This is a genomic window from Candidatus Bathyarchaeota archaeon (genome assembly GCA_026014685.1).
Lineage (GTDB): Archaea > Thermoproteota > Bathyarchaeia > Bathyarchaeales > Bathycorpusculaceae > Bathycorpusculum.
Genome location: JAOZHW010000007.1, coordinates 315997 through 338825, shown reverse-complemented (window position 1 = coordinate 338825; position 22829 = coordinate 315997). Strand labels below are relative to the sequence as shown.

Genomic DNA, 22829 nt, shown 5'->3' with positions numbered 1-22829 from the left:
GAGGGGAGGAGGTAGCAGAGCACCAGGTGATTTCTATGTTAGCCTGTTCCTACATTGGATTGCTGGTTTAGAGCGTGTTTTATTGGAATTATTTTGCAGATGGCAGAGTTGCGGGTGATTCTGCATTCAAGATTTTTGGTGGGTAGGAAAATTAATTAACCTAGATTCGATTTTAACTGCGCATCCAATAGGAGAAAAGCTTTATGGCAATAAAAGTCGGAATCAACGGTTTTGGAAGAATAGGCAGACTCATCTACCGAGCTGCCATAGAAAAACAAGCCAACATCGATTTTGTAGCAGTTAACGATTTAGCTGACGCAAAAACCAACGCGATGCTCCTAAAATACGACTCCGTTCACGGTCGATTTCCAGGTACCGTAGAAGTGCAGGGCAATGATTTGGTCGTAAACGGAAAAGTGCTCAAGTGTGTTCAAGAAAAGGACCCTGGGAATCTACCGTGGAAGCAACTGGGCGTTTATTTGGCGGTTGAAAGCACTGGTTTGTTCACTAACCGTGAAGGCGCATCTAAACATTTAACTGCAGGCGCAAAAAAAGTCCTTATATCTGCGCCAGCCGAGAAACCCGATAAAACCATAGTTTTAGGCGTCAACGGAGACACCTACAACCCCGAAACCGACAACATACTCTCCAACGCCAGCTGCACCACCAACGCTTTAGCACCCATCAGCAAAGTTTTAGCCGACAACTTTGGCTTAGAAAAAGCGTTCATGACCACCTGTCACAGTTATACCAATGACCAAAAAGTCCTCGACTTGGTCCACAAAGACCTCAGACGTGCACGTGCTGCGGCCCTAAACATCATCCCAACCAGCACAGGCGCTGCCAAAGCCATCGGCGAAGTATTGCCCAACTGTAGTGGCAAAATGAACGGTATCTCACTGCGTGTACCCACACCCGATGTATCTATCGTGGACTTAACCTGCGTTTTAGGTAAAGAAGTCACCAAACAGGACATCAACGCCGCCATGAAGAGGGCCGCTGAAGGCGAACTCAAAGGCATTCTTCAGTACACAGAAGATCCCATCGTGTCAAGCGACGTTTTGCACAGCACCTACAGCAGCGTTTTCGATGCAGGTTTAACTATGGTGCTTGGCGAGAAAAGCAACTTTGTGAAGGTCTTCTCTTGGTATGATAACGAGTGGGGCTTTAGCAACCGCATGGTTGACTTCATAGAGTTAATCGGTAAAAAAGCAGGCTTATAGTCTGCAAGTAAGATTTAATTATTCTTTCTTTTCTTTTTCTTAGACAATTCGAGAGGATTTCCATGGCAAAATACAAAACCCTAAACGATTTTGACGTAAAAAACAAGACTGTTCTTGTCCGTGTAGACTTCAACTCTGAAATTGACCCCCAAACCAAAAAAGTCACAAGCGATGTACGTATCCGCGCCCATGCCGAATCAACACTTAAAGAACTCGCCGAGAAAGGCGCCAAAACCGTCGTCATCGCTCACCAAGGCCGTAAAGGTGACCCCGACTACACCACACTTAAAACCCACACTGAAATCCTCCAAACTATCCTCAAATGCCCAATAAAATACGTCGACGATCTCTTTGGCGAAAAAGCCCAAGCCGCAATAAAAAACCTCCAAGCTGGAGAAATCTTGGTGCTGGAAAACGTACGGAGCTGGGACGGGGAAACCAAAAGCGGCTCCCCCGAGCAGCAAGCCAAAACTGAGTTGGTGCAGAAACTGGCGCCGTTGGCAGACCTCTTTGTTAGCGACGCTTTCTCTGCCGCTCACCGTGGTCACGTGTCAATGGTTGGCTTCACCGCAGTTTTGCCCTCCGCCGCTGGCCGCATAATGGAACGCGAATTATCCTCGCTTAGTAAGGCGCTTGAGAAACCTGAGCACCCATGTGTCTACGTTATGGGTGGCGCAAAAGCCGACGATAGCCTAGAAATCAGCAAGTACGTTTTAGGGAACGGCATAGCTGACTACGTTTTGGTTGGCGGCGTAACTTCGCAGTTGTTTTTGGCGGCTAAAGGCGTTAACTTGGGAAAGCCGACGATGGAGTTTTTGGCAAAGAAAGAATTAACACAGTTTCTACCAGGCATAAAAGCCTTGATTGAACAATTCGGGGACAAAATCCAAGTTCCAGTTGACGTTGCTTTAAATGTTTATGGCGACCGCCTAGAAATCCCCGTTGACCAACTACCCACCGAATACACGATTCTGGATTTAGGCTCCAAAACCGTCCAAAACTACGCCGCACTCATTAAATCCGCCAAATCCATCGTGGTCAGCGGACCCATGGGCGTATATGAAAACCCCCAATTTAATTGGGGCACCAAAGGCGTCCTAACCGCTATAGCTGAAAGCAGCGCATTCAGTTTAGCAGGCGGCGGAAACACTATCGCAGCCATCCAAGAATACGGCTTAACCCCCAAAATTGGCTACATCAGTACCGCAGGCGGCGCACTCATCGAGTTTTTGATGGGTAAAAAACTGCCCGGCGTTGTGGCACTGGAGACGGCTGTTCAATCTAAACAAATCTAATTTTTTCTTTATTTTTCGAAGAAAAAAAGTGTTTTCCAAAAAGCTGTTTGGCTTTCTGGTTTAGTATTGCTGTGTTCCGCAGTTGGGGCAGAATCTTACGTTGTTTTGCATTTGGGTGCCGCAGTTAGGGCAGATACGCATTGATGGTGGCGGTTGGTATGCTTGTTGTGGGGGTGGCTGCTGATAGTATGGTTGTTGACTGTATTGTGGGGCTCCTGCAGGGATAGGTTTGTAGATGATTGCGAGTATGCCGCCGATTAAGCCTAAGATGCCGCCGACGCCGATGATAGAGAAGACCAAGATGAGTGCGCCCCATTTGGTGTGTTCCATTGGGTTTGCTTTGAGTTTGCGTGCGAAGGTGATTATCAGTATGGAGGTTATGAGGGACCATAAGCCTAACCCGAAGTATACTGTCCATGTCCAGCCGAGACCTAAATCGTATCCGTAGTAGCCGCCGTAGTAGTCGATGTATTCGCCAAGTGTGATGTAAGCTAATGCGCCTAAACCTAGAAATGCTAGCCCAACTAGTAAGCCGATAACTGCGCCAATGATGGATAGCCAGTATGCTGCGGTCGGTGGATTTTGTACTTGATTTACCATTTTCTGTTTCTCCTTTATGCAAACTGATGCTGACTGTTTCTTGCTTTGGGGGTATAAAAAACTTGTTAGCGCTTGTCTGGTTGCCTACTGTTTTCTTTTCTGTTTGGCTTTTTTCTTAATCCAAACCCAGCTTGCAACAAGCAAAATCGAGAAACCCACCACTGCTACTATGATAGTTGTGATGATAACTGAACTAACGGAGTATTCGCCAAAGTTTCGCTCCGCAACAGCAGTCGCCGAATCCCCCGCTGAATCGAACGCAACAACCTTAAACGTGTGTAGACCTACGGTGTAGTTGTTTGTGTTAAAGTTCCAGCTAAACGGAGATACAGTGTCGTTGAGCTGTAATACGTCATCTAAGTAAAACTCTACCCTGACAACATCTGTGGAGACGTTAGTGTTTATGATCCATTCTCCACCTATGTCGTTTCCCATGCCGTAACCGTTATTTTTATACCAACTTAAATTCAGAGAAGGCGCGGCAACCGAAGATGCCAATCCAGAGAAAAAAATGACTAAACAGAAAGCAGTGAAACAAATGATTTTTCCTTTATAGTGTACCATTGAGTGGTTCCTCGAGTAAACACACTCGCTTCATGTTTATAGATACAGCGGTAACAAGCCGACTATTTTCTAAGGACCAGACCAAACGCGGACATCAGTTTAATCTTCAACGCTGAAATTAAAGGCAGAAGAGTATGGGCTTTTCTGTTGTGTCTGGACAATTCTTAAATTATTAAACTGCATCACAGACAAGACAGGTGTTTAAACTTGGCACAACCAACTTTCAAAACAGTTTTTGTTTTCCTAGACACAGACAAATATTGCAGCCCATTTGACTTACTCGTCGCTATAGATGCATTCCCAGACTCCATGATATTCAAATACGAAAACGTCACAGGCGAAGACGCCCCCAAAATCGTCTACGACCTCCTCTTCCCGCGCGGACCCGCAGGCGCAGCACACACCAAAGTCTTCATCAACGGCAGCAACTTCGAGGAAGTTGAAAAAGTCGTCGCGGCAACCCAGAAAGCCATGAGCACCGCTCCATGGGGAAACAGCATCATCGTTGACCCCAGAGGTGGATACAGCACCGCAGCTGCAGCAGTCGCCAAAACTTTTGGCGCATCCATGGAGAGAGGTCTCGGAAGCTTAGAAGGCAAAAAAGTCACCGTTTTAGCTGGCACAGGTCCAGTTGGCCAAACCGCAGCCCGTATCTATGCTGCAGAAAAAGCCGACGTAACCATCAGCAGTCGCAGCCTTGCAAAAGGTCAAGCTGTAGCGGATAAAATAAACGCTGAATGCGGTGCCAAACGCGTCAAAGTCGTTGAAGTTTCTAAGCCTGAGCAGACAGTTGCAGCCATTAAAGATGCCGAGATTATCCTTGCCGCTGGTGCAGGCGGAGTCCAGTTGCTTACCGCAGCCGACTTAGCCGCAGCATCTAAATGTAAAATCGTCGCGGACATAAACGCGATTAAACCCCTCGGTGTAGAAGGACTTGGTCCGAACGATGACAAAGAAATGAAACCTGGCGTTTGGGGCATCGGTGCATTAGCCATAGGTAAACTGAAAATCAAAACTGAAGTGGAAATGATTAAACGCGCCACAGCTGAACCACAAGGACTCTTTGACTACTCGATCGCGTACAGTATCGCTAAAGATCAAATGTTAAAGAAGCTTGCCAAAGCATCTGCAAAGTAGTGCAGCTTTCTTTTCCTTTTTATCTTTTTTCAGCATTTGTTGTTTTTTTTGGTTTTTTCAAGAAACTTAAATAAATAGCCTTGAATAACAAGAACGCCAAATGGTTTCCCTGACTGAAATAATCCAGCAGTTACTGCATACAAGTCAAATCGACAGCGAAATCTTAGCGTCGCTTGTGATTTTTGCAGTCGTAGCACTTGTAGGCTGGGCGGTTTATGGGATATTTAGTAAGCATCTCATTCGGTTGACAGAGAAAACCGAAACTAAACTCGACGATGTCATACTTTCCTCGATAAAAACAGTCATAGTCATAAGCATTATGATCTTGGGGATTGAATATGCGCTTTCCCCGCTCTCCGTCTTAGAACCATACAATGACGTCTTGACGGGAGTTTTCATGGTTCTACAAATTTTTCTAGGCGCCTACGCCGCCACTAGAGTGTCAAGTATACTCATAGATTGGTACACTGAAAAGAAAGATGCTGACGGAAAAAACAGTCACCACCTCATGTTTATACTCAAAAAAGTAATTCAGCTAGTCGTCTACATCTTCGCTTTTCTAATAATCCTCTACGTCTTCAAAGTTGACCTCACCGGTGTAGTGGTTGGTTTAGGTGTCGGAGGTATCGCCATTGCTTTTGCCTTGCAGAGCACATTAAGCGACTTCTTTAGCGCCTTCTCCATATACTTTGATCGTCCATTCGAAATTGATGACTTCATAGTTGTAGGCGAGTACAGTGGTTTCGTCAAGAGTATCGGGGTAAAATCAACCCGCATCAAGCTTTTGCAGGGCGAAGAACTCATCATCTCGAACAAAGAACTTACTTCCACTAGCGTGCGTAATTTTAGAAAACTCGAAAAGAGACGCATCTCCTTCACTATAGGCGTCACCTATGACACCTCACTGGAGAAACTCAAAAAGATCCCAACCATAATAACCGACATCATAAAAAGCATAGACACCGCACAATTCGATCGCGTCCACTTCACCGAATACGGCGATTACAGCTTAAAATTCGTAACCGTTTACTACGTGAATTCGCCAGTTTATACAGTTTACTTAGATACTCAGCAGAAGATCAATTATGCCATAAAAGAAGCCTTTGAACGTGAAGGCATACAGATAGCGTTCCCAACCAGCACAGTCTACGTTAAAAATTAAACACTAACCAAGAGGTCAGCGTGTAACTAAGACGGGGCACGGCGCGTTCTTGATTACCCCCTGACTTGTACTACCCACAACAAGACCCGCAAGCTTACTCAGGCCTCTTGCGCCCATGACGATTAGGCTAAAATTGCCCTGCTTAGCCGTCTTCACTATCTGCTCAACTGGGTCTCCTTCAACTAGAAGTGTCTCGGTTTTAACTCCTTCTTCTTCAGCTAACTTCATTCGATTAGAAAGAACTTGTTTGCCTTCTTGTTGGAGCATAGCGTAGAAGTGCTGCTTAGAAGACATCACAACTGATGAACCAGTGGGTGTTACGTGAATAAGGGTGATTGAGCCGCCAGTGAGTTTCGCTAAATTGATTGCTTCGCATAGGGCGCGAAAGGAGTAGTCTGAACCGTCGATTGGCACCAAGATTTTTTCATACATAACAAGATAACCTATCAAAATACCGTTTTTGGTTAATTTATAATTTCTTGTCTGGAAACAATTTGGACAACCTTTAAGAGTTTATAATCCTATTCAACCGAGAAAAAACTAAAACTCCTCAGAGGCATCCAAGATGGCCGATCTCTTCAGCTTTGACTTCCTCATTAACCTCGCAATCATCGCCGTATCATTAGTATTCCTCAACCTTGCAAGCGACGTAGTAATCAAATATGCAACAAAGGTAGCTGCCATCAGCAAACTGGGCAAAACATCAATCGGCTTTACTCTGATCTCGCTTTCAACTACCCTGCCAGAATTAACTGTTGCTCTTAGTGCTTCATTATCTGGTGGAGCGGCGATATCTATTGGCAACGCTATAGGTTCAAACATCTTCAACATCTCCGCTATACTTGGCATAGGTGCAGTAATTTTGGGGCTGAAGATTTACATCTCAAAAAGAAACATAGGAAGACCAATCGGATGCAACAATATAATTCCCAAGTTCGTAACCTCCGAATTGAGCAACATAGAATTCGGGTTATTCGTAGCTTCAATCGTGCCCTTGTCACTGATGTATGTGTCTACTGAAGCTTCGTGGATTGTCGGTTTAATTCTTTTGATTATATTCGGAACGTACCTCTACAGATTATCAAAAGTACGAATAACCACTGCAGAAGCAGATGTAGAAGTCACCATTGAAGAAAAAGGAAAACTCAAACAATACGTCCTATTAACTGTGCTTGGTGCTTTAGGTGTCGTTATCAGCGCGAATTATATGGTTCAAGCTGCAATCTCCTTAGCAACCTCTGCAGGGGTTTCTCAGCAGGTAATTGGCGCTACAATCGTCGCGTTAGGCACCAGCATACCAGAATTAACCATAGGCGTAAAATCTATTCTAAGAGGACACCCCAACCTTGCATTAGGTAACATCATCGGAGCAGCTTTCTTCAACACAACACTGATTTTGGGAGTTACACTGTTTGTTCCTGTACTCGTCGGCTCACCCTTGACCTCACTAAACATGGGGGTTTACCAAAACCTAATCATCTTCTCAATCATAATCAACACGTTCTTCTGGTACTTCTTATCCAGAAAGACCATAACATGGAAAGAAGGCCTCGTGTTCCTCACAATCTACGCGTTATTCTTGATAACTACGTTGGGCATCGGAATTTAACAAAAAACACACCATTCCGCCTTTCTTCGTTTCTTAACTTTAAAAAAGGTGCTTACGGTAAGAAAGGGGGATTAAAGAACGGAAGCCATACGTTTACAAGCTTCCGCAATCTGTTCCTTCGGTTGCGTGAAAGTCATTCGCACATAGCCCTCGCCGTATTTGCCGAAGCCAACACCAGGGGTTACCACTATGCCTGCATCGAGCAGTTTAGATGCGAACTTCATGGAGTCGCCTTTGCAGTTAAACCAGACATAGAAGGTTGCTTTGGGCTTCTGGCACGGGTAACCGAGCTTGTTTAGGGCGTCAACAAGCAGGTCACGGCGTTCCTGCATAATCTGGTTGTTTTTCTTGAGGAACTCTGGGGGGTCGCGGCTAGTATAGCTGCCTAAAGCTTTCACAGCTACCTTCTGCGTGTACACAGGTGGACCTGAGTCGATTTGGGATTTCACTTTAGCTAAACCTGCAACAAGGTCTTTGTTGCCGGCTGCAAATGCGATGCGGTCACCAGTCATGTTAAACGTCTTCGACAACGAATGGAATTCTATCGCCACATCCATTGCCCCGGGGATTTCAAGAATGCTTGGTGCTCGGTATCCGTCGTAGGTTACTTCTGAGTAGGCGTTGTCGTAGCAGAGGATAATGTTGTTGTCTTTAGCGAAATCAACCGCCTTCTTCAAGCATCTCGCGTCCACGGTGGCAGCGGTGGGGTTGTTGGGGAAGTTGAGGAACATCATTTTTACCCGTCTGGCGTCAACTGATGTGAGGTCTGGGCAGAAACCGTTTTCCTCCAGAAGCGGCATCGAAGTAGGTATGCCATCACAGAGTATGGTACTGCCGTTTGCGTAAACTGGGTAAGCGGGATCGGGGCAGAGGACGTGGTCACCTGGGTTGATGTAGGCGCGAGCGATGTTTGCTAAGCCCTCTTTGGAACCCATCATGGCAACGACTTGGTCGGAGGCTAAATCTACGCCGAAACGGGTCTTATACCACTGTACTACGGCAGCGCGGAAGTCGGGTTCACCTTGACTAAAGGAGTAGTTATGATTTTTTGGGTTCGCTGACTCAGCTGCCAACGCATCTATGACGAATTGAGGAGGCGGCAGGTCAGGGTCACCGATACTAAGCGAGATGAGGTCCACGCCTTGGGCTTTCTTTTCCTTTTGAATTTTCTCTATCTCGGCAAAGAGATATGGCGGTAGTCGCTTGATTCTTTCTGCGTATTCAAACATAGAGTAGTGGCTCCTTGAATAGTGTACCTTCAAAAACCTTTTCAGCGGGTCCAGTCATGAAGATGGTTTTCCCAACTTCAACTTGCAGGTCTCCGCCGAGCAGATGCACTGTAACTTTGTCTTTGACTTTGCCAAGCCTGTGAGCTACTGCAACCGCTGCGCACGTACCAGTTCCGCAAGCAAGGGTTTCTCCACATCCCCGTTCCCAAACTCGCACGCTGAGTTCACCTGAACCGAGGACCTGCACGAAACCGACGTTAGTTTTGTTAGGGAACGCCTTGTGATTCTCAATAAGCTTTCCAATCGAGTACACTGGGAAAGCATCTACGTCTCCAACGAAGGTCACGCAGTGCGGGTTACCCATAGAGACGCAACTGACCCTGTAGGTTTCTCCGACGACATCTAACTTTTCGTTTATGCATTCGCCTTCGCCAATCATAGGAAGCGAAGAGCGCTGCCAGTTAGGGGCACCCATATCAACCTTAACAGACGCCACCTCGTCGCCTTCCAGAGTTAACCAAACGTGTTTTATGCCTGAGAGGGTTTCTACTGTGAACTCAGTTTTCTTTACGATGTTTTTTTCGTAACAGTATTTGGTGAAGCATCGGATACCGTTACCGCACATCTCGGCTTCACTGCCGTCGGCGTTGAATATACGCATCTTGGCGTCGGCAACGTTTGACTTGTAAACAAGCAAAAGTCCGTCTGCGCCGATGGAGAAGCGCCGCTCACAAAGCAGCTCAGCCCACCTTGAAGCGTGTGCGTCACTGATTTTTTGGTCTCGGTTGTCGATTACGACGTAGTCGTTTCCTAATCCATGCATCTTCCAGAAAGGCATCTTCATCAAGAATCACTTTGCATTTTTTGATTTGTTAACAGATCCTTTAGCTGTTCCCGTTCTCTCGCCACTACAGCTTTACCGCCCCGTATCAAGACTTCGGCGGCTCTTGGACGCGAATTATACTGTGAACTCATGCTGAATCCGTACGCGCCAGCGTTGAGCACTGCAAGCAGGTCGCCTTCTGCAATTTCGGGCAATTTGCGGTCTTTTGCCAACAGGTCACCTGACTCACAGACTGGCCCCGCTACGTCGTAGGTTTCCTTGTCTGCTGCTGTTAGTTTGTTGGCGACCAAAATTGGATGATAGCTACCATACATTGTGGGTCGAACGAGGGTGTTGAAGCCTGCGTCTACACCGACGAATTTGCGGCTGGGCGTCACTTTAACCGTGTTAACGGTGGTCAGAAGGATGCTTGCGTCGCATACGAGGTATCTGCCGGGTTCAACAAAAAGGAACGGTTTACCGAGTCCATAGTCTTTGACTTTATTCTTAAAGAGGTTAACGACCTTGTTTGAGAACTCTGTTAAGTCAAGCTCCTTATCTTCAGGCTTATACGGTACACCGAATCCACCGCCTATGTCGATAAACTCAAAGTCTATCCCCACTTCCTTATGAACACGCTTCGCAATACTTAGCAGCTTCTCAACCGCAGAAACATAGGGTTCAGCGTCCAAGATACCTGAACCGATGTGCATATGGATACCGAAACGTTCCACTCGTGCACGTTGGGCAATGGCGTATGCTTGGATGACTTCTTCTTCCCAGAGTCCAAACTTGGATTCAGCGCCTGCGGTTATGCAGTGACTGTGGTGACCTGCGCCGACTTCGGGGTTCACGCGGACGGAGAGGATTTGGGGTACGGCGATCTTGAGGAGTCGATCCATTTCCGATTGTGAATCGATGTTGATTGTTATGTTAGCGTCTGCAAGCATCTTTAACTCGTCATTTCTAACACTGGTACCAGTGAACATGATGCGGTCAGGAGTGAAACCTGCGCTTAAGGCCAAAAAAACCTCGCCGGGGCTCACGGTGTCCAAATAGGCGCCCTGTGCCTGTAGAATCCGCAGCACATTGAGGTTTGTGTTGGCTTTGGCGGCGTAGTAGATGCGCACATACTTGTAGTTGTTGACTAAGGCACCGTAGAGACGGTTGTAGTTGTCTTGTATGCGCTTCTCGCTTATCACGTACAGTGGGGTATCGTAGGTTTTTGCCAATTCAGTGGTGGAGACGCCGTCGAAGTAGAGGGTTCCTTTTCGGTCTTCAAGGGGCTCACGCAGTTTTCTCTTAACCATAGCATCACACCAAAAAAAGCAGGGTGGCTGTTTATGCCAATCCTTTAGCTACGTAGAGTTCAGCGCTAAGGATGCCGCCGCCTGCTGCGCCACGAACCGTGTTGTGACTTAGGCACATGTACTTTATAGTCATAATTGGATCCTTACGTAACCTGCCAACGACTACGCTTTGTCCTCGTCCTGCGTCGCGGTCGTATCTGGGTTGTGGGCGGTTCTTTTCGTGCCGAACGATGATGGGTTGTGCTGGAGCAGAGGGCAACTTGAGTTTTTGGGGTTCGCCCTTGAACTTGGTGAAAGCCGCTTCCACTTCCTCAATCGATGGTTCTTTGTCGAGTTTGACGAATACAGATTCGAGATGGCCGTCTTTGACGTTTACGCGGTTGCAGCTTGCGCTGACTTGGAAATCTGCGTATTTGATTGTTTTGCCGTCGAATTTGCCGAGTATCTTTTGTGCTTCAGTCTCCATCTTGTCCTCTTCACCTGAAATGAAGGGAACCACGTTATCAATGATGTCCAGTGAAGCCACTCCGGGGTAACCAGCACCGCTGAGCGCCTGCATCGTGGTGACCATTACTTGCTTTATACCGAACTGCATGAGCGGAGCTAAGGTTATGGCTAACCCGATGGTGCTGCAGTTAGGGTCGGTTGTGATGAAGCCCTTCCAACCGCGCTGTTTCTGTTGGACTTTGATGAGTTCGATGTGGTCGGGGTTGATTTCTGGAATGATTAAGGGGACATCTTTATCCATGCGGTGTGCGCTTGCTTTGCTGAAAACGGGGTACAGTGCGCCGAATTCGTTTTCAGTTGGACCTGCCAAATCGCCTGGAAGTGAAGTGAAGACTAAGTCAAAGTCACCTGTGGCTTCACATGACTTGACATCTATGTTTGCGACTGGCATCTCCGCTATCTCTTTTGGCAGCTCTGTCTCCATAAGCCAAGTGGCTGCGTCCTTGTACTTTTTGCCTGCGCTTTTTTCTGATGCTGCAAGTACGGAAATCTCAAACCAGGGGTGCCCCTGTAAGAGTTGAATGTACCGTTGTCCAACGGCTCCTGTTGCGCCTAAAATGGCGACTTTACGCTTATTGGGCATATTGATTCTTCCTTTGAGCGACCATTTATTATGTAACTTAAATAAAAAAGGTAATGGTGAATTTTTCTTAAACTAACCCCAACACATCCGCCATGCTGTAAACTTTTGGCTCTGACTGCCTGCTAAGCCACTCTGCGGCGTAAACTGCACCTTGAGCAAATACGTTGCGAGTGAAAGCTGTGTGTTCAATGCGTAGCATCTCATTTGGACCTGCGACGATCAAGTCGTGGATCCCTGCGACGCCTCCTGCACGTAGAGCCGTAATTTCCATGTCTTGCGGTTGGCGTGGGCTGATGCCTTCGCGTCCAGAGACGGTTTTGGTGTATCCGCGGACGTTTGAGATGATTTCGCCGAGTTTTTTTGCTGTGCCGCTTGGTGCGTCCTTTTTGCCTGTGTGGTGGATTTCGTTTATGCTGAAATCGTAGCCCTGAGGAAACGCTCTAAGCTGTTCTGCCAACTTGAAGAGTATGTTTACGCCTACACTGTAGTTTGGGGAGAACACGGCGGGAACTTTGCCTGCCATGGCTGCGGTGACTTGGCGGTTCTGTTCAGGAGTGAAGCCTGTGGTTCCGAGGACTATGCGTTTGCCCAAGTCTGCAGCGAGGGGGATGTTGACTAAGTCGGCAGCGGGAACGGTGAAGCTTATGAACACATCCGCGTTCTGCAGCGCTTCAGATAGGTCTCTGGTAATTACTGTATCGGAGGCAAGACCTAGTTCACGTAAAGATTTGCCTACTGCGGAGGAGGTCGGTGCTTCGGTTGCACCTACTATCTGATGACCTTTAGATAGGGCTTCAGCAATGATTGCATGGCCCATTCTGCCTGCTGCACCAGCAACACAGAGCTTAAGCATAGTATAGTCCCTCAATGTACTTCTCGTTGTAGAGGCGGTCTTTTAGGTCTACGCCGAAGTGGTCCGCGACTGGCTGCAGAACCTGCGGGTTGGCTTCGTAAACTTTGCGTGCACTGGCCAAGACGACCTCGATGCCGTTGCGGGTCATTTTTCCCAGGGGCTGCCTGCAGGGTCCAGCGGGCATACCCAAAATGTTCATGAGCGTCTTGATTGCGAGGGGGTTGCGAGCTTTACACGCGACGGGCCCGTATCGGCTTTGCTCGGTGGTTTTCACGGTAACGATGTTAAAGAGAGGTTGAAGGGCTTGAGCGATGACGCTTGCAGCCTCCTCGTTTCCATCCAAAACGTAGTGCACCATATCTGCCAATGCGCTGGGTGCAACGTTGGATATGACGGAGATGACGCCGCTTGCCCTGATGTCGGGCGCAATCATCATCGTGTAGGTTTTATCATCGTCTCCGCTGAGTATGTCAAAGTCTTCTCCGCAAAGCTGCCTCGTTAACTCCATGTTCTTGAGGTCGCCTGTGGCTTCCTTGACACAACGCACGTTGGGGAACTCGGCATGCAATGTGGCGATGTCTTGCGGGAGGAGTTGTGTGCCTGTTCTGCCGGGGATGATGTATGGGATGATTTGGACTTCAGGAAAACGGCGTGCAATGGGCTCGATGTATTCCTTGCGGATTTCAAGCGAGCTGGGCCCGTTGTAGTAGGGGTCAACGAGTAGTACCGTTTTTACTCCTGCTTCGTATGCGTGTTCGGTGCCGTCGAGGGTTTCTTGGGTGCTGTTGCTACCCGTTCCTGCGATGGTGAGGCATCGGTTGCCTGCGTATTCGTGGGTTTTTTCTATGACTTTGCTGTGTTCGTTCCAGTCTAGGGTGGGGCTTTCGCCTGTTGTGCCGACGGCGAGGATGCCTTTGGCCCCGTTTTTTATTTGGAATTCTACTAATTGTTGTAATCCTTCGTAATCGATTTCGCGATTACGGTTCATGGGTGTTATTAGTGCTGTGTAACAGCCGCTGAATGTTGTCAATTTTGGTTCCTCTTTGCAGGGTAGAGTGATATTTACCTATATATTTAAGCGTTACGTTTTACGAATTATTTTTACGGAAAACGAAAAAAATAGCGTTAATAAATGTTAAATACATACTATAGACATTATTAAACGTACACAGACTTTAAGGTTCAACCGTATAAGCCGTAAAAACCCCATCATAATCCCCATAAATCCCCCGCAAATAACCCAACGCATCCTCCAAACACACTGCAGAAGGAATAACCTGCCTAAAATTATCCGACCGAATCACATCACAAAGCCTACCACACTGCACGTTTACAACACGCAATCTTAGCCTATATGGACCACAGATAAACTGAATAATGCCCCCTTTCTGCGGGTTGCCTTTTCTGACATCGATGGTTTTTTTGCCCTGCTTAAGCCATAGAAAAACTTCTTTTTTCGCAAGAAACGTCGGCAAACCGCTACCTCAACCCTTGTTGAAGCAACAAAAAGATAAGCATTCAGTCAAAAACCAAACAAATAAAATAGGAAAAGAAAAATACGGTTACTCTCTGCTTGAGAGCACCAAAATGTAGTCTGCTGTATCAGCACACATGTCTGCAGCTTGCTCGATAAACTCGATTAAGTCATCAAAAATCACCAAAGCACCGCAGTTCATAGTTGTGCCATACTTGACGAACAACCCTTTAGATTTAAGGTATTCCTCATCGATCGCGTGTTCGATTTCGCCGACTTTCTTTGCCTCACGAATAGCTTCGTTTGGTGCAGAGGAAATTTTCTCTATACTGCCACGCAGAGTTTGAGCTGTCTCGACAAGTTTTCCAGTCATGAAGACGGTTTTTTGGGCTAGTTCAACTGGAATTTCTGCTTCAAGAAGCATCTCGAGGCATCTTGCTGCATCTTTGGTGTGATCTGCTAATGTGTCCAAGCGTTTAACGAGGTGCAAGAGGTCTTCGCGGTAGTCTGCAACCAATGCTGCACCCTTGGAGAGCTCCATGAATACGTCGGTGCGTAGTGCATCGACTTCCTCTTCGGCTTTGTAGAGGTTTTCGATGTATTTTTTTGCTTCTTTGGGGTTTTTTTCCGAGAAGCTTTTTGTGGCTTTCTGTAGCCATGTTACTGTGTCAAATGCTTTTGTTATCTGGTCATGGGCTAATTCTAAGCCTCTGGTTTTGCGTCTCTGCTCAAACCAATCGTAACTTTTCTTTTCCACCAACACCAACTCCGGTTGTTAATCACTATTTGGGCTTGTAGATATAACCCTTATCTATTTATAATTCCGAAAGGCTTTCGCAACGTTACATTACTGAAGCGTCGATTGCTAGAAGCCAATCGATGAACTCATATTTTTTTGTTTTCACTTGGTTTTTTGATCTAAGTTTTGGTTTCACGTTTCCCCCTCACTTTGCACGCTACACGTGGATAAAGTACCATGCTGCCTCGGCTTTTGCGCACCGCTTTTTAGGCTTTCTTTTTTACATGATACCACACCAACCCTATATTGAGATGCTGCACTATTTAGAGTAACCAACATAATCTATAGAGAACTAACAAAACTATATTGACACTTTAGAGTCCAAAACTGCTTTAGCTAAAGCCACCTTATCTTCAAGCGACTTCATCACGGTGTTAGCCACAGTTACCTTCAAACCAAGCTTCTCAACACGCACCTTCAACTCAGCGTCTTGTGAATCAATCACCAAAGCATCCAAAAAATCACAATAAAGCCCAGCTACACCAACCGCTGAAACTTCCAAACCCAAACCACGCAACATCTTATCAGCTGGACCCTTAATCGCTGCACCAGCAACAATCGGACTAACCCCAACCATATATGCAGAGGTTTTCTTCAAAGCTTCTCTAACACCTTGAACTGACAGGATTGTGCCGATGCTAACCAGTGGATTGCTTGGGCAAACCACAACCAAATCCGCCTCATCAATCGCCTCCAAAACCCCCATTGCTGGTTTTGCGGTTGCTTGGCCGACAAATTCTACCCCTAAAACCTCGTCTTTGCATTGTCGCTTCACAAAGTATTCCTCGAAATGCACTGAACCATTAGGTGTGACTATTCGGGTTTCGAATCGGTCATTGCTCATCGGCAAAATTTTTGTTTTGACTCCTAAGTGTTGGCGGATTTCTTCAGTGACCTGCAGCAGGGTTGCGCCTTGCTGTAAGCGTTGGGTACGGTAGATGTGGGTTGCCAAGTCTTGGTCGCCAAGGTTAAACCATGTGTCTTCGCCTAAGGCTTTAAGTTGGCTAAGACAGTGAAAAGTGTCTCCTCGAATTCCCCAACCTTTAGCTTCATCCACGATGCCTGCTAAAGTGTAGGTGACGATGTCTATGTCAGGCGAAATGTGCAACCCAAAAAGTTCTATGTCGTCGCCTGTGTTAACGATAACTGTAAGGTCTTTCTGTGGAATTAACTGTGTGAGACCTGTTAAGAATCTGGCTGCGCCAACTCCACCTGCTAGTGCAGTAACCTTCAGAGTAAACCCTCTCCGAACTGAGTCATAGAGAACCAAACGTAATCTGGATTGATGAAGTTAAAAACTTTACATTAAAAGAAAAGAATAGAAAAATTGTTTTATGCCGCGGGAGCTTCAGCTTCTTCTTCGCTTTCTTCCTCAGCGGCGGGCAGTGGTGCAGCTTTTGGTAGATCGGTTGGGGCTGCGATTAGTTTGGATTTGCGAATACCGACGTGACGTAGTGGCGCGACGAGTTTAGCTTGGTTGTAGATGTCTGAAGCGATTTTGCCAAGAACCATTTCCTGAACGAATTGGTCCATGGTAAGTGCTGCGGCTTTGTCTTTGATGGTTTTCTCCATCATTTCGCGGATGATTTTTTCCTGTGAAGTCTTTATACGTGAAAGTGTGAGTGCTGAGACGGAGATGCGGAGTTTGAAGCCGTCTTTGGTGACGAGGTTGAATAACCCGTCTACTTTGGTTGTTCTTCGCCTGACCAAGCTTCTTAGGTAGTCACGTGAATATTCGTGGCCTTTGAAGAGGGTTCGGGCGGTTTTACCTTCTACCGCGTTAATTTGGAAGAACATTTTTAGGTAGTGATGTGAAAAGTCGCCTGTTATGTCATAGAGAGTTGCTTCTACGACTCTGCCGATGAGCATTTGTTCTTCTTGAGCTGGAATGCTTCCTAACTCTATGTTGCCGAAGAACGATGGCGCAACTACCATGTACCATGTTTTACTGCGCCACTTATCACGTATGTGCTTTGCTGATTTTGCGGACAAACTTATTTCTCCGAGACGACCCACAACATTCTCAAGGATATATTAAAACTTTTAGCGTTTTTTGGTTATTTTTTCTCTGTTCCCCATGTACTTTCTTAGCACTTCAGGTATGTTTATGGTGCCATCTTCGTTTTGGTTGTTTTCCAACAGAGCAACTATGGTTCTACCTGTCGCTATAGCAGTAGAGTTAAGGGTATGAACTGGACCAAGCGGAGGAGCGCCTTCTTTTAGGCGGTAACGGACACCTAACCGTCTTGCTTGGTAATCGGTGCAGTTGCTACATGAGACAACTTCGCGGTAATCGCCCTGCGCAGGCATCCATGCTTCGATGTCATACTTTTTGGCGGCTACTGTGCCGATGTCGCCTGTACAGACGTTTACAACGCGGTAAGGCAACCCAAGCTTTTGCAACAACACCTCGGCGTTCTCAAGCAACTCTTCGTGTAGTTTGGCTGAGTCTTCGGGTTTGCAGAATATGAACTGTTCGATCTTGTTAAATTGGTGAGTGCGGAAGATACCACGTGTGTCTTTACCGTGTGCACCGGCTTCTTTGCGGAAACATGTGCTGATTCCTGCAAGTTTGATTGGCATGTCGTCTTGTTTTAGGACTTCGTTCCAGTACATAGCAGCCAGCGGGTGCTCGCTGGTGGCGATCATGTAGAGGTCTTCACCTTGAATTTTGTAAAGTACATCTTCAAAATCGCCTAACGCAGTTACTCCCTCGTAAGCGTCACGTTTCATCATGTAAGGCGGAACAACAGGCGTGTAACCCCTCTTTTGCAGTTCATCAAGCGCAAAATGCATCAGAGCCATGTCTAGCATGGCTACGTCGTTTTTGAGGTAGAAGAATCGTGCAGCGCTGACTTTGCCTGCGCGTTCCATATCAACTTGGTCCAATGCCAAAGCGAGGTCGATGTGGTTTTTTATTTGGAAATTGAATTTTGGCGGTGTGCCCCATGTTTTGACGGTTACGTTTTCAGTGGAGTCTTTTCCAACTGGTACAGTGGCGTCTAAGAGGTTAGGTAACCGCAAAAGGTAGTCTTTGATTTTTATTTCCTGCTCAACCACCTGCTTCTCTGCAGCGGTAACTTGCTGGTCAACTTGTTGAGCTTTAGCGAATGCAGCGTCAGCGTTTTGGCAGGCTTTTTTGAGTTTAGCAATTTCCATGGTGACTTGTTTTCGTTCATGGCGCAGGTCGTTTAGTTTTGTGTTGTTAGCTCGCCATTCCTTATCAAGTGCAATGAGCTCGTCTAGCATCTGGAGGCATTCGGGGTTGTTGCGTTTTGCTAGGTTTTCTCTAACGAGGGCGGGGTTTTCGCGGATGAGTTTGATGTCTAACATTCGGGGTCACTTGGATGATTGTCTAACTAAGGTAATGTGGTATTTAACTTTACATACAGAGCATTTAGAGGTATACGCTATGGTGTGGCAAAACCTACTACTAGCCTTTCACACCTCAGCTTGGAGTCTACAAAAAAGCCCCGAGTAAACAAGCAACAAAAATTTTTACAGAAAGGAAAAGAAAGAGAAAGGGTTATTTGCGTTTTAGTGCTGCTGCGAGTGACAACGCCGCTGCAACTAGTAGTACCAAGATGATGGAGTAGAGCCAGTTTATGCCCCACAGGAACCATGCTCCACCCACAGCAATCGCAATTAGCCCAAGCGCCATGGTGCTGAATCCGCTACGTTCGTACCTAATGGGATTTCCCATTCGGATTGCGGCCAACGCCAGCATCCATAGTCCCGAAAGCAACAGAACTACCGGCGCAATCAGCGTCCACTCAATCAACCCCACAGCGTAGAGCCCTATAGCCACTACGATTGTGAGGAGGAAGATGCCGAGGGTGAGCAGTTGGCGGTTGCTTTCGCTCATGGAGGGGTTCTCCTAGCTGAATTTGTGTCCGCATTCAGGGCAGAATTTGCTGTTGGCTGGGATGGATTTGCCGCAGTTGGGGCAGGTTATGGCTTGTTGGCTGGGGGGTGCAAGGGGTGTTCCGCAGTTGGGGCAGAATTTGCTGGTTGCGGGAACTTTTTCGCTGCATTTGGGGCAGATGACCAAGGCTGCTGCGGGGGCTGCTTGGGGTGCGCCTTGCTGGTTCATGATTTGCGGGATGAGTACCATGCCTGCACCGAGGGCGCCTGAACCGCCGCCTTGACCGAGACTTGCTGCTGCGGATTTGACGGTTTCCATGCGGAGGACGTCTCCGGCTGCGGTTTGGCCTGTTTTGAGCCAGAAGAGGCGTTCACGGTACTCGGGTGTGGTGTCGATGCCTTCGAAGCGGAGGTCGGTTAATTCGATGCCGACGCGTTTGAAGTAGTCGATTAAGGTGTTTTTGACGATGACGCTGGTTTCGTTTAGTCTCGTGAACACTGTGACTATGTCGTAGTGGCTGAGTTCGTCGATGATTTTCTCGTTTAGGAAGCCTCGTAGGAAGCTGTTGACGCTGTCGGTGGTGTAGGCTTTCTGTCCGCCGACGACTTCGTTAACGAATAGGCTGGCGTCGCCGATTTTGAACCAGAATTGCCCATACACTTGCAGAGGAGCTAACTCGGTGGTCTGTGCGCGTGTGCCCCATTTGCCTGCGAAGATTTTGGTGCTGATGAAGAGCACGGTGGCTTTGAAGGGTTTGTTGCCACCGAAGCCCGCTAAACGTGTGAGGAGGCTCGTTAGTATGGGTAGGTTTAGGGTGGTTAGGGTGTGGCGTCCGGGGCCGAACACGTCGTAGGCTTTTCCGTCTCGGAAGAACACAGCCATCTCGTATTCTTTAACGATGAGTTGGGCGCCCCATGTGATGTCTTCGATTGGGTAGCGCCAGACGATGTCTTCTGCGCCGACGTTTGACCATTCAATTACTTGTGGCATTATGCATTCACTCCCATGATTACTTCCTGTCGCTTATCAAAGGTGTCTTCGAGCAACTCGAACTTGTCAGTTACGCTTTGAACGCTGTCTTTGAGGTTTTTGTAGTCGCCGCTCATCAGTTGAGCTTTGAAGGCATCGATCTCAGCGGTTAAGGCGTTTACACTGTCGAGTAGTTGATTGTCAAAGGCTATCATGCGGTCAAGGTTTTCCTCTTTAACTTTAACCACGTCAAAGAAGCCTGCGTAACCGTAAGAGGCATGATTGATTTTCTGTGTGATGCGGTCCATTTTAGCGTTTAAGCGGTCCACATCTTCTAGTACGTCAAAGTAGCGTCTGTCCGCTATCTTTTGAGAGATGCTTTTGACGTTATCTTTGGCTTTGGAGAGTTTGAGGGTGAGGTGATTTCTGATTAATTTATCTGATTCGCGGCGCAGTTCCTTCTCTTTGTATCCACGGAAACCTGGAAGGGCAGCCGCAATTTTTTCCGAAAGCCTCATTTGGCTTTTCGCTTGGGCATAAACATCTTTATTTTCGCTCATTTCTCAATTCCTCCATTATTCGCATTCCGTTAATGGAAAAAGCTTACTTTTAAAGGTTGGCTAGAACTTAGCGTTAGGTATGTCGCCTTTGAGAACAATGCCCTTTGAGCCGTCGATTATCATCTGGTAGTTGTTGCCCTTGTATTCGTACTTGATGAACCACACTGGCGCATGCAAATACACCATCTGTTTCGCTTCAACTGTGGTTGTTGTTTCTATTATGCGGTCGACGTCTTGCTGGAGCAGAAACCTGTGGTGGCTGTCGATTTGTTGTTTGGCTGCTTCTAAGGCTTGATCCCGTTCGATTTCGCTGTTTAAAAGTTTAGCGAAACCTTCGATTTTGCGGAAATCATACGGCACTTTCCCCGCTAGGGGAACGTTGTATTCTTTGGTGGGGAATCCCGCGGCGCTCCGTGCCAAAACCAGCCAATTGTACTCTTTTTGTATTTGGCCTTCTTTGACGATGGGTGGTGCGATGCGTTCAAAAATGCCCTTGTATTTGGTTGACGCTTGTACCGAAACTACCCAAAACGGTAGGTAAACGAGGTTTTTTTCAAGAATTTTGGATTTCTTCGCTAAATCCCCTGGCTTCATGAACCCTGACCGCATCCAGTCCCGCACAAAATTTTCAATCTGGTCAGGTGAGTAATTGTTCAAAAGCAGTGAATGTTCAAAGTTGAAGGCTTTGCCTGTTTGAATGACTGTGGTAAAACCGCAGTAGCGACAAGACGCCACGATTTCGCCTGGCTTAAACTCCACTGGCGCACCGCAATGCGAACACTGGATGTTTTGAGCCACTGCCATCGTTTTACGCCTTTAGGAGGTTTTCTCTCTTTAGAATCTCTCTGGCCACTATGACGCCGCTTGCTGAGGCTTGGATGAGGCCACGTGTAACGCCTGCACCGTCGCCGATGGTGAACATGTTTTTGATCTTGGTTTCTAAGCTGGTGTTCAACTGTAGGTGGCTACTGTAGAATTTGACTTCGACACCGTAGAGCAGCGTTTCAGGGGAAGCGACACCTGGGGAAATCTTGTCCAAGGCTTGGAGCATCTCACGGATGTCGGCGAGGTAACGATAGGGCAAAACGAAGCTGAGGTCTCCTGGCGTGGCGTTTTTGAGTGTTGGGCTAAGGACGCTGTGGGCGAGGCGTTCAGGGGTTGAGCGTCTACCTCTTTCAAGGTCTCCAAGTCTCTGTACCATGACTCCGCCGCTGAGGAGGTTGGATAGGCGGGCGATGTATTTGCCGTACGCTATGGGTTCTTTGAAGGGTTCGGTGAATTGGGTGCTGACGAGTATGGCGAAGTTGGTGTTGGCGGTTCGGGTTTCTGCGTGGCTGCCGCCGTTGACGGTTAAGACACCATCGTAGGATTCAGTTGTGACCTCGCCATACGGTGAAACGCAGAAGGTGCGTACTTGGTCGTCGAAGGCGCGTGAATAGTAAACGAGTTTAGGTTCATAGAGCACTTTGGTTAAGTTTTCCATAACTGAAGCCAAAAGCTCGACGCGGACACCGATGTCAACGGGGTTGTTGACGGTTTTTAATCCGCGGATTTGGGCTTCCATCTGCAGCCACTCTGCTCCACCTCTGCCCGGCGCGATGATGACGTATTTCCCCATGATTTTTTCGCCGTTGACGGTTTCGACGCCTTGGATGGTGTTGCCCTCGGCGATTAGCCCCTTGACTTCGGTTTTGGGTAAAAACGTGATTTTGCCTTCGAGGTATTTGCGCATGCGCATGAGTGTTTCGAGGCATTTGTCGGTGCCCATGTGGCGGACTTCTTGTTTGATAAGCTTCAAACCTGCAAGGGAGGCTTTGCGTTCGATTTCGTCTACTTGTTCGTTTTCGACGCCGAAGACTTCTTTGCTGGCGCCAAATTTGATGTAGATGTCGTCACAGTACTTGACGAGTTCTTGCAGTTCTTTGTTGGAGACGTACTGGTTTAGCCAACCTCCGACTTCGGTGGATAAGGTGAGTTTGCCGTCACTGTAGGCTCCTGCACCGCCCCAACCGTTTAGGACGTTGCAAGGTTCGCAGTGGACACATTCGAAGCCGCGGCTGCTGGGGCATTTGCGTTGGTCGATGTCGTTGCCTCGATCGATGACTAATACGTTTAGGTTTGTGTTTTCAGTTAATTCTAATGCTGAGAAGATGCCTGCGGGACCTGCGCCCACGATGATTACGTCGTATTTCAAAGGAACTTTCTCTCCCTGGAACCCAGAGTTAGATGTGACAACTAGCATATATTTTTAGCTACCCTGAGCCTAA

Annotated in this window: 23 protein-coding genes; 5 read left to right on the top strand and 18 right to left on the bottom strand. The window is 47.3% G+C overall.

Annotated elements, in window-relative coordinates; all coding sequences use genetic code 11:
* The first annotated feature begins 203 nt into the window (after window positions 1–203).
* Together gap and NWE96_06065 are read left to right on the top strand one after the other, a co-directional pair.
* On the top strand, window positions 204–1223 hold the full coding sequence (gap, locus tag NWE96_06070) for a type I glyceraldehyde-3-phosphate dehydrogenase (protein ID MCW3983546.1): 1020 nt from the start codon (window positions 204–206) through the stop codon (window positions 1221–1223).
* A 62-nt stretch (window positions 1224–1285) separates the two neighbouring features.
* Window positions 1286–2518 (top strand): phosphoglycerate kinase, encoded by a 1233-nt coding sequence (locus tag NWE96_06065; GenBank protein MCW3983545.1) that lies wholly within the window; start codon window positions 1286–1288, stop codon window positions 2516–2518.
* Window positions 2519–2578: 60 nt separating this feature from the next.
* Here NWE96_06065 and NWE96_06060 read toward each other — a convergent pair whose 3' ends face one another.
* Together NWE96_06060 and NWE96_06055 are read right to left on the bottom strand one after the other, a co-directional pair.
* A complete protein-coding gene (locus tag NWE96_06060; protein MCW3983544.1) occupies window positions 2579–3118 on the bottom strand; it encodes a zinc ribbon domain-containing protein in 540 nt (179 codons plus the stop codon).
* An 84-nt stretch (window positions 3119–3202) separates the two neighbouring features.
* Window positions 3203–3553: an Ig-like domain-containing protein gene (locus NWE96_06055; GenBank protein MCW3983543.1), complete on the bottom strand. Its 351-nt coding sequence runs from the start codon at window positions 3551–3553 to the stop codon at window positions 3203–3205.
* A gap of 336 nt (window positions 3554–3889) precedes the next feature.
* Here NWE96_06055 and NWE96_06050 point away from each other — a divergent pair, with 336 nt between their 5' ends.
* Both NWE96_06050 and NWE96_06045 read left to right on the top strand, forming a co-directional pair.
* A complete protein-coding gene (locus tag NWE96_06050; protein MCW3983542.1) occupies window positions 3890–4819 on the top strand; it encodes a hypothetical protein in 930 nt (309 codons plus the stop codon).
* Between the two features lie 100 nt (window positions 4820–4919).
* Window positions 4920–5981 (top strand): mechanosensitive ion channel family protein, encoded by a 1062-nt coding sequence (locus NWE96_06045; GenBank protein MCW3983541.1) that lies wholly within the window; start codon window positions 4920–4922, stop codon window positions 5979–5981.
* Between the two features lie 15 nt (window positions 5982–5996).
* Here NWE96_06045 and NWE96_06040 read toward each other — a convergent pair whose 3' ends face one another.
* A complete protein-coding gene (locus NWE96_06040; GenBank protein MCW3983540.1) occupies window positions 5997–6413 on the bottom strand; it encodes a universal stress protein in 417 nt (138 codons plus the stop codon).
* A 133-nt stretch (window positions 6414–6546) separates the two neighbouring features.
* Here NWE96_06040 and NWE96_06035 point away from each other — a divergent pair, with 133 nt between their 5' ends.
* A complete protein-coding gene (locus NWE96_06035) occupies window positions 6547–7590 on the top strand; it encodes a sodium:calcium antiporter (protein ID MCW3983539.1) in 1044 nt (347 codons plus the stop codon).
* Window positions 7591–7661: 71 nt separating this feature from the next.
* Here the strand turns inward: NWE96_06035 and NWE96_06030 are convergent, their stop codons facing one another.
* The 15 genes from NWE96_06030 to NWE96_05960 all read right to left on the bottom strand — a co-directional run bounded on the left by NWE96_06030 (window position 7662) and on the right by NWE96_05960 (window position 22804).
* Window positions 7662–8819: an aminotransferase class I/II-fold pyridoxal phosphate-dependent enzyme gene (locus tag NWE96_06030; GenBank protein MCW3983538.1), complete on the bottom strand. Its 1158-nt coding sequence runs from the start codon at window positions 8817–8819 to the stop codon at window positions 7662–7664.
* A complete protein-coding gene (dapF, locus tag NWE96_06025; GenBank protein ID MCW3983537.1) occupies window positions 8812–9657 on the bottom strand; it encodes a diaminopimelate epimerase in 846 nt (281 codons plus the stop codon). Before dapF ends, NWE96_06030 begins: the two co-directional genes overlap by 8 nt.
* 5 nt (window positions 9658–9662) lie before the next feature.
* On the bottom strand, window positions 9663–10952 hold the full coding sequence (gene lysA / locus NWE96_06020) for a diaminopimelate decarboxylase (protein MCW3983536.1): 1290 nt from the start codon (window positions 10950–10952) through the stop codon (window positions 9663–9665).
* 31 nt (window positions 10953–10983) lie between these two features.
* Window positions 10984–12042: an aspartate-semialdehyde dehydrogenase gene (gene asd / locus NWE96_06015; protein ID MCW3983535.1), complete on the bottom strand. Its 1059-nt coding sequence runs from the start codon at window positions 12040–12042 to the stop codon at window positions 10984–10986.
* 67 nt (window positions 12043–12109) lie between these two features.
* A complete protein-coding gene (gene dapB, locus NWE96_06010) occupies window positions 12110–12895 on the bottom strand; it encodes a 4-hydroxy-tetrahydrodipicolinate reductase (GenBank protein ID MCW3983534.1) in 786 nt (261 codons plus the stop codon).
* Window positions 12888–13925: a 4-hydroxy-tetrahydrodipicolinate synthase gene (gene dapA / locus NWE96_06005; GenBank protein ID MCW3983533.1), complete on the bottom strand. Its 1038-nt coding sequence runs from the start codon at window positions 13923–13925 to the stop codon at window positions 12888–12890. The genes dapB and dapA overlap by 8 nt, the downstream gene beginning before the upstream one ends.
* Window positions 13926–14457: 532 nt before the next feature.
* A complete protein-coding gene (locus tag NWE96_06000; GenBank protein ID MCW3983532.1) occupies window positions 14458–15126 on the bottom strand; it encodes a DUF47 domain-containing protein in 669 nt (222 codons plus the stop codon).
* Between the two features lie 343 nt (window positions 15127–15469).
* A complete protein-coding gene (gene cofD / locus NWE96_05995) occupies window positions 15470–16438 on the bottom strand; it encodes a 2-phospho-L-lactate transferase (protein ID MCW3983531.1) in 969 nt (322 codons plus the stop codon).
* A 62-nt stretch (window positions 16439–16500) separates the two neighbouring features.
* The gene (locus NWE96_05990; protein ID MCW3983530.1) at window positions 16501–17160 is read right to left on the bottom strand and encodes a 30S ribosomal protein S3ae; all 660 of its coding nucleotides are present in this window, start codon (window positions 17158–17160) and stop codon (window positions 16501–16503) included.
* 51 nt (window positions 17161–17211) lie between these two features.
* Window positions 17212–18501, bottom strand: coding sequence for a serine--tRNA ligase (gene serS, locus NWE96_05985; GenBank protein ID MCW3983529.1), 1290 nt, complete (start codon window positions 18499–18501; stop codon window positions 17212–17214).
* 193 nt (window positions 18502–18694) lie between these two features.
* Entirely contained in the window at window positions 18695–19033 is a 339-nt protein-coding gene (locus tag NWE96_05980; GenBank protein MCW3983528.1) for a hypothetical protein, read from the bottom strand.
* A 12-nt stretch (window positions 19034–19045) separates the two neighbouring features.
* Window positions 19046–20023: an SPFH domain-containing protein gene (locus NWE96_05975; GenBank protein MCW3983527.1), complete on the bottom strand. Its 978-nt coding sequence runs from the start codon at window positions 20021–20023 to the stop codon at window positions 19046–19048.
* Window positions 20023–20562: a hypothetical protein gene (locus NWE96_05970; GenBank protein MCW3983526.1), complete on the bottom strand. Its 540-nt coding sequence runs from the start codon at window positions 20560–20562 to the stop codon at window positions 20023–20025. The genes NWE96_05975 and NWE96_05970 overlap by 1 nt, the downstream gene beginning before the upstream one ends.
* Before the next feature lie 60 nt (window positions 20563–20622).
* Window positions 20623–21366, bottom strand: coding sequence for a hypothetical protein (locus tag NWE96_05965; protein MCW3983525.1), 744 nt, complete (start codon window positions 21364–21366; stop codon window positions 20623–20625).
* A 4-nt stretch (window positions 21367–21370) separates the two neighbouring features.
* Entirely contained in the window at window positions 21371–22804 is a 1434-nt protein-coding gene (locus NWE96_05960) for an NAD(P)/FAD-dependent oxidoreductase (GenBank protein MCW3983524.1), read from the bottom strand.
* Between the last annotated feature and the right edge of the window lie 25 nt (window positions 22805–22829).

Bases quoted from the DNA above. Each gene is read 5' to 3' on its own strand.
- gap (MCW3983546.1), top strand. From the start codon at position 204: ATGGCAATAAAAGTCGGAATCAACGGTTTTGGAAGAATAGGCAGACTC.
- NWE96_06065 (MCW3983545.1), top strand. From the start codon at position 1,286: ATGGCAAAATACAAAACCCTAAACGATTTTGACGTAAAAAACAAGACT.
- NWE96_06060 (MCW3983544.1), bottom strand. From the start codon at position 3,118: ATGGTAAATCAAGTACAAAATCCACCGACCGCAGCATACTGGCTATCC.
- NWE96_06055 (MCW3983543.1), bottom strand. From the start codon at position 3,553: ATGGGAAACGACATAGGTGGAGAATGGATCATAAACACTAACGTCTCC.
- NWE96_06045 (MCW3983541.1), top strand. From the start codon at position 4,920: ATGGTTTCCCTGACTGAAATAATCCAGCAGTTACTGCATACAAGTCAA.
- NWE96_06040 (MCW3983540.1), bottom strand. From the start codon at position 6,413: ATGTATGAAAAAATCTTGGTGCCAATCGACGGTTCAGACTACTCCTTT.
- NWE96_06035 (MCW3983539.1), top strand. From the start codon at position 6,547: ATGGCCGATCTCTTCAGCTTTGACTTCCTCATTAACCTCGCAATCATC.
- NWE96_06030 (MCW3983538.1), bottom strand. From the start codon at position 8,819: ATGTTTGAATACGCAGAAAGAATCAAGCGACTACCGCCATATCTCTTT.
- dapF (MCW3983537.1), bottom strand. From the start codon at position 9,657: ATGCCTTTCTGGAAGATGCATGGATTAGGAAACGACTACGTCGTAATC.
- lysA (MCW3983536.1), bottom strand. From the start codon at position 10,952: ATGGTTAAGAGAAAACTGCGTGAGCCCCTTGAAGACCGAAAAGGAACC.
- asd (MCW3983535.1), bottom strand. From the start codon at position 12,042: ATGCCCAATAAGCGTAAAGTCGCCATTTTAGGCGCAACAGGAGCCGTT.
- dapB (MCW3983534.1), bottom strand. From the start codon at position 12,895: ATGCTTAAGCTCTGTGTTGCTGGTGCAGCAGGCAGAATGGGCCATGCA.
- serS (MCW3983529.1), bottom strand. From the start codon at position 18,501: ATGTTAGACATCAAACTCATCCGCGAAAACCCCGCCCTCGTTAGAGAA.
- NWE96_05980 (MCW3983528.1), bottom strand. From the start codon at position 19,033: ATGAGCGAAAGCAACCGCCAACTGCTCACCCTCGGCATCTTCCTCCTC.
- NWE96_05975 (MCW3983527.1), bottom strand. From the start codon at position 20,023: ATGCCACAAGTAATTGAATGGTCAAACGTCGGCGCAGAAGACATCGTC.
- NWE96_05970 (MCW3983526.1), bottom strand. From the start codon at position 20,562: ATGAGCGAAAATAAAGATGTTTATGCCCAAGCGAAAAGCCAAATGAGG.
- NWE96_05965 (MCW3983525.1), bottom strand. From the start codon at position 21,366: ATGGCAGTGGCTCAAAACATCCAGTGTTCGCATTGCGGTGCGCCAGTG.
- NWE96_05960 (MCW3983524.1), bottom strand. From the start codon at position 22,804: ATGCTAGTTGTCACATCTAACTCTGGGTTCCAGGGAGAGAAAGTTCCT.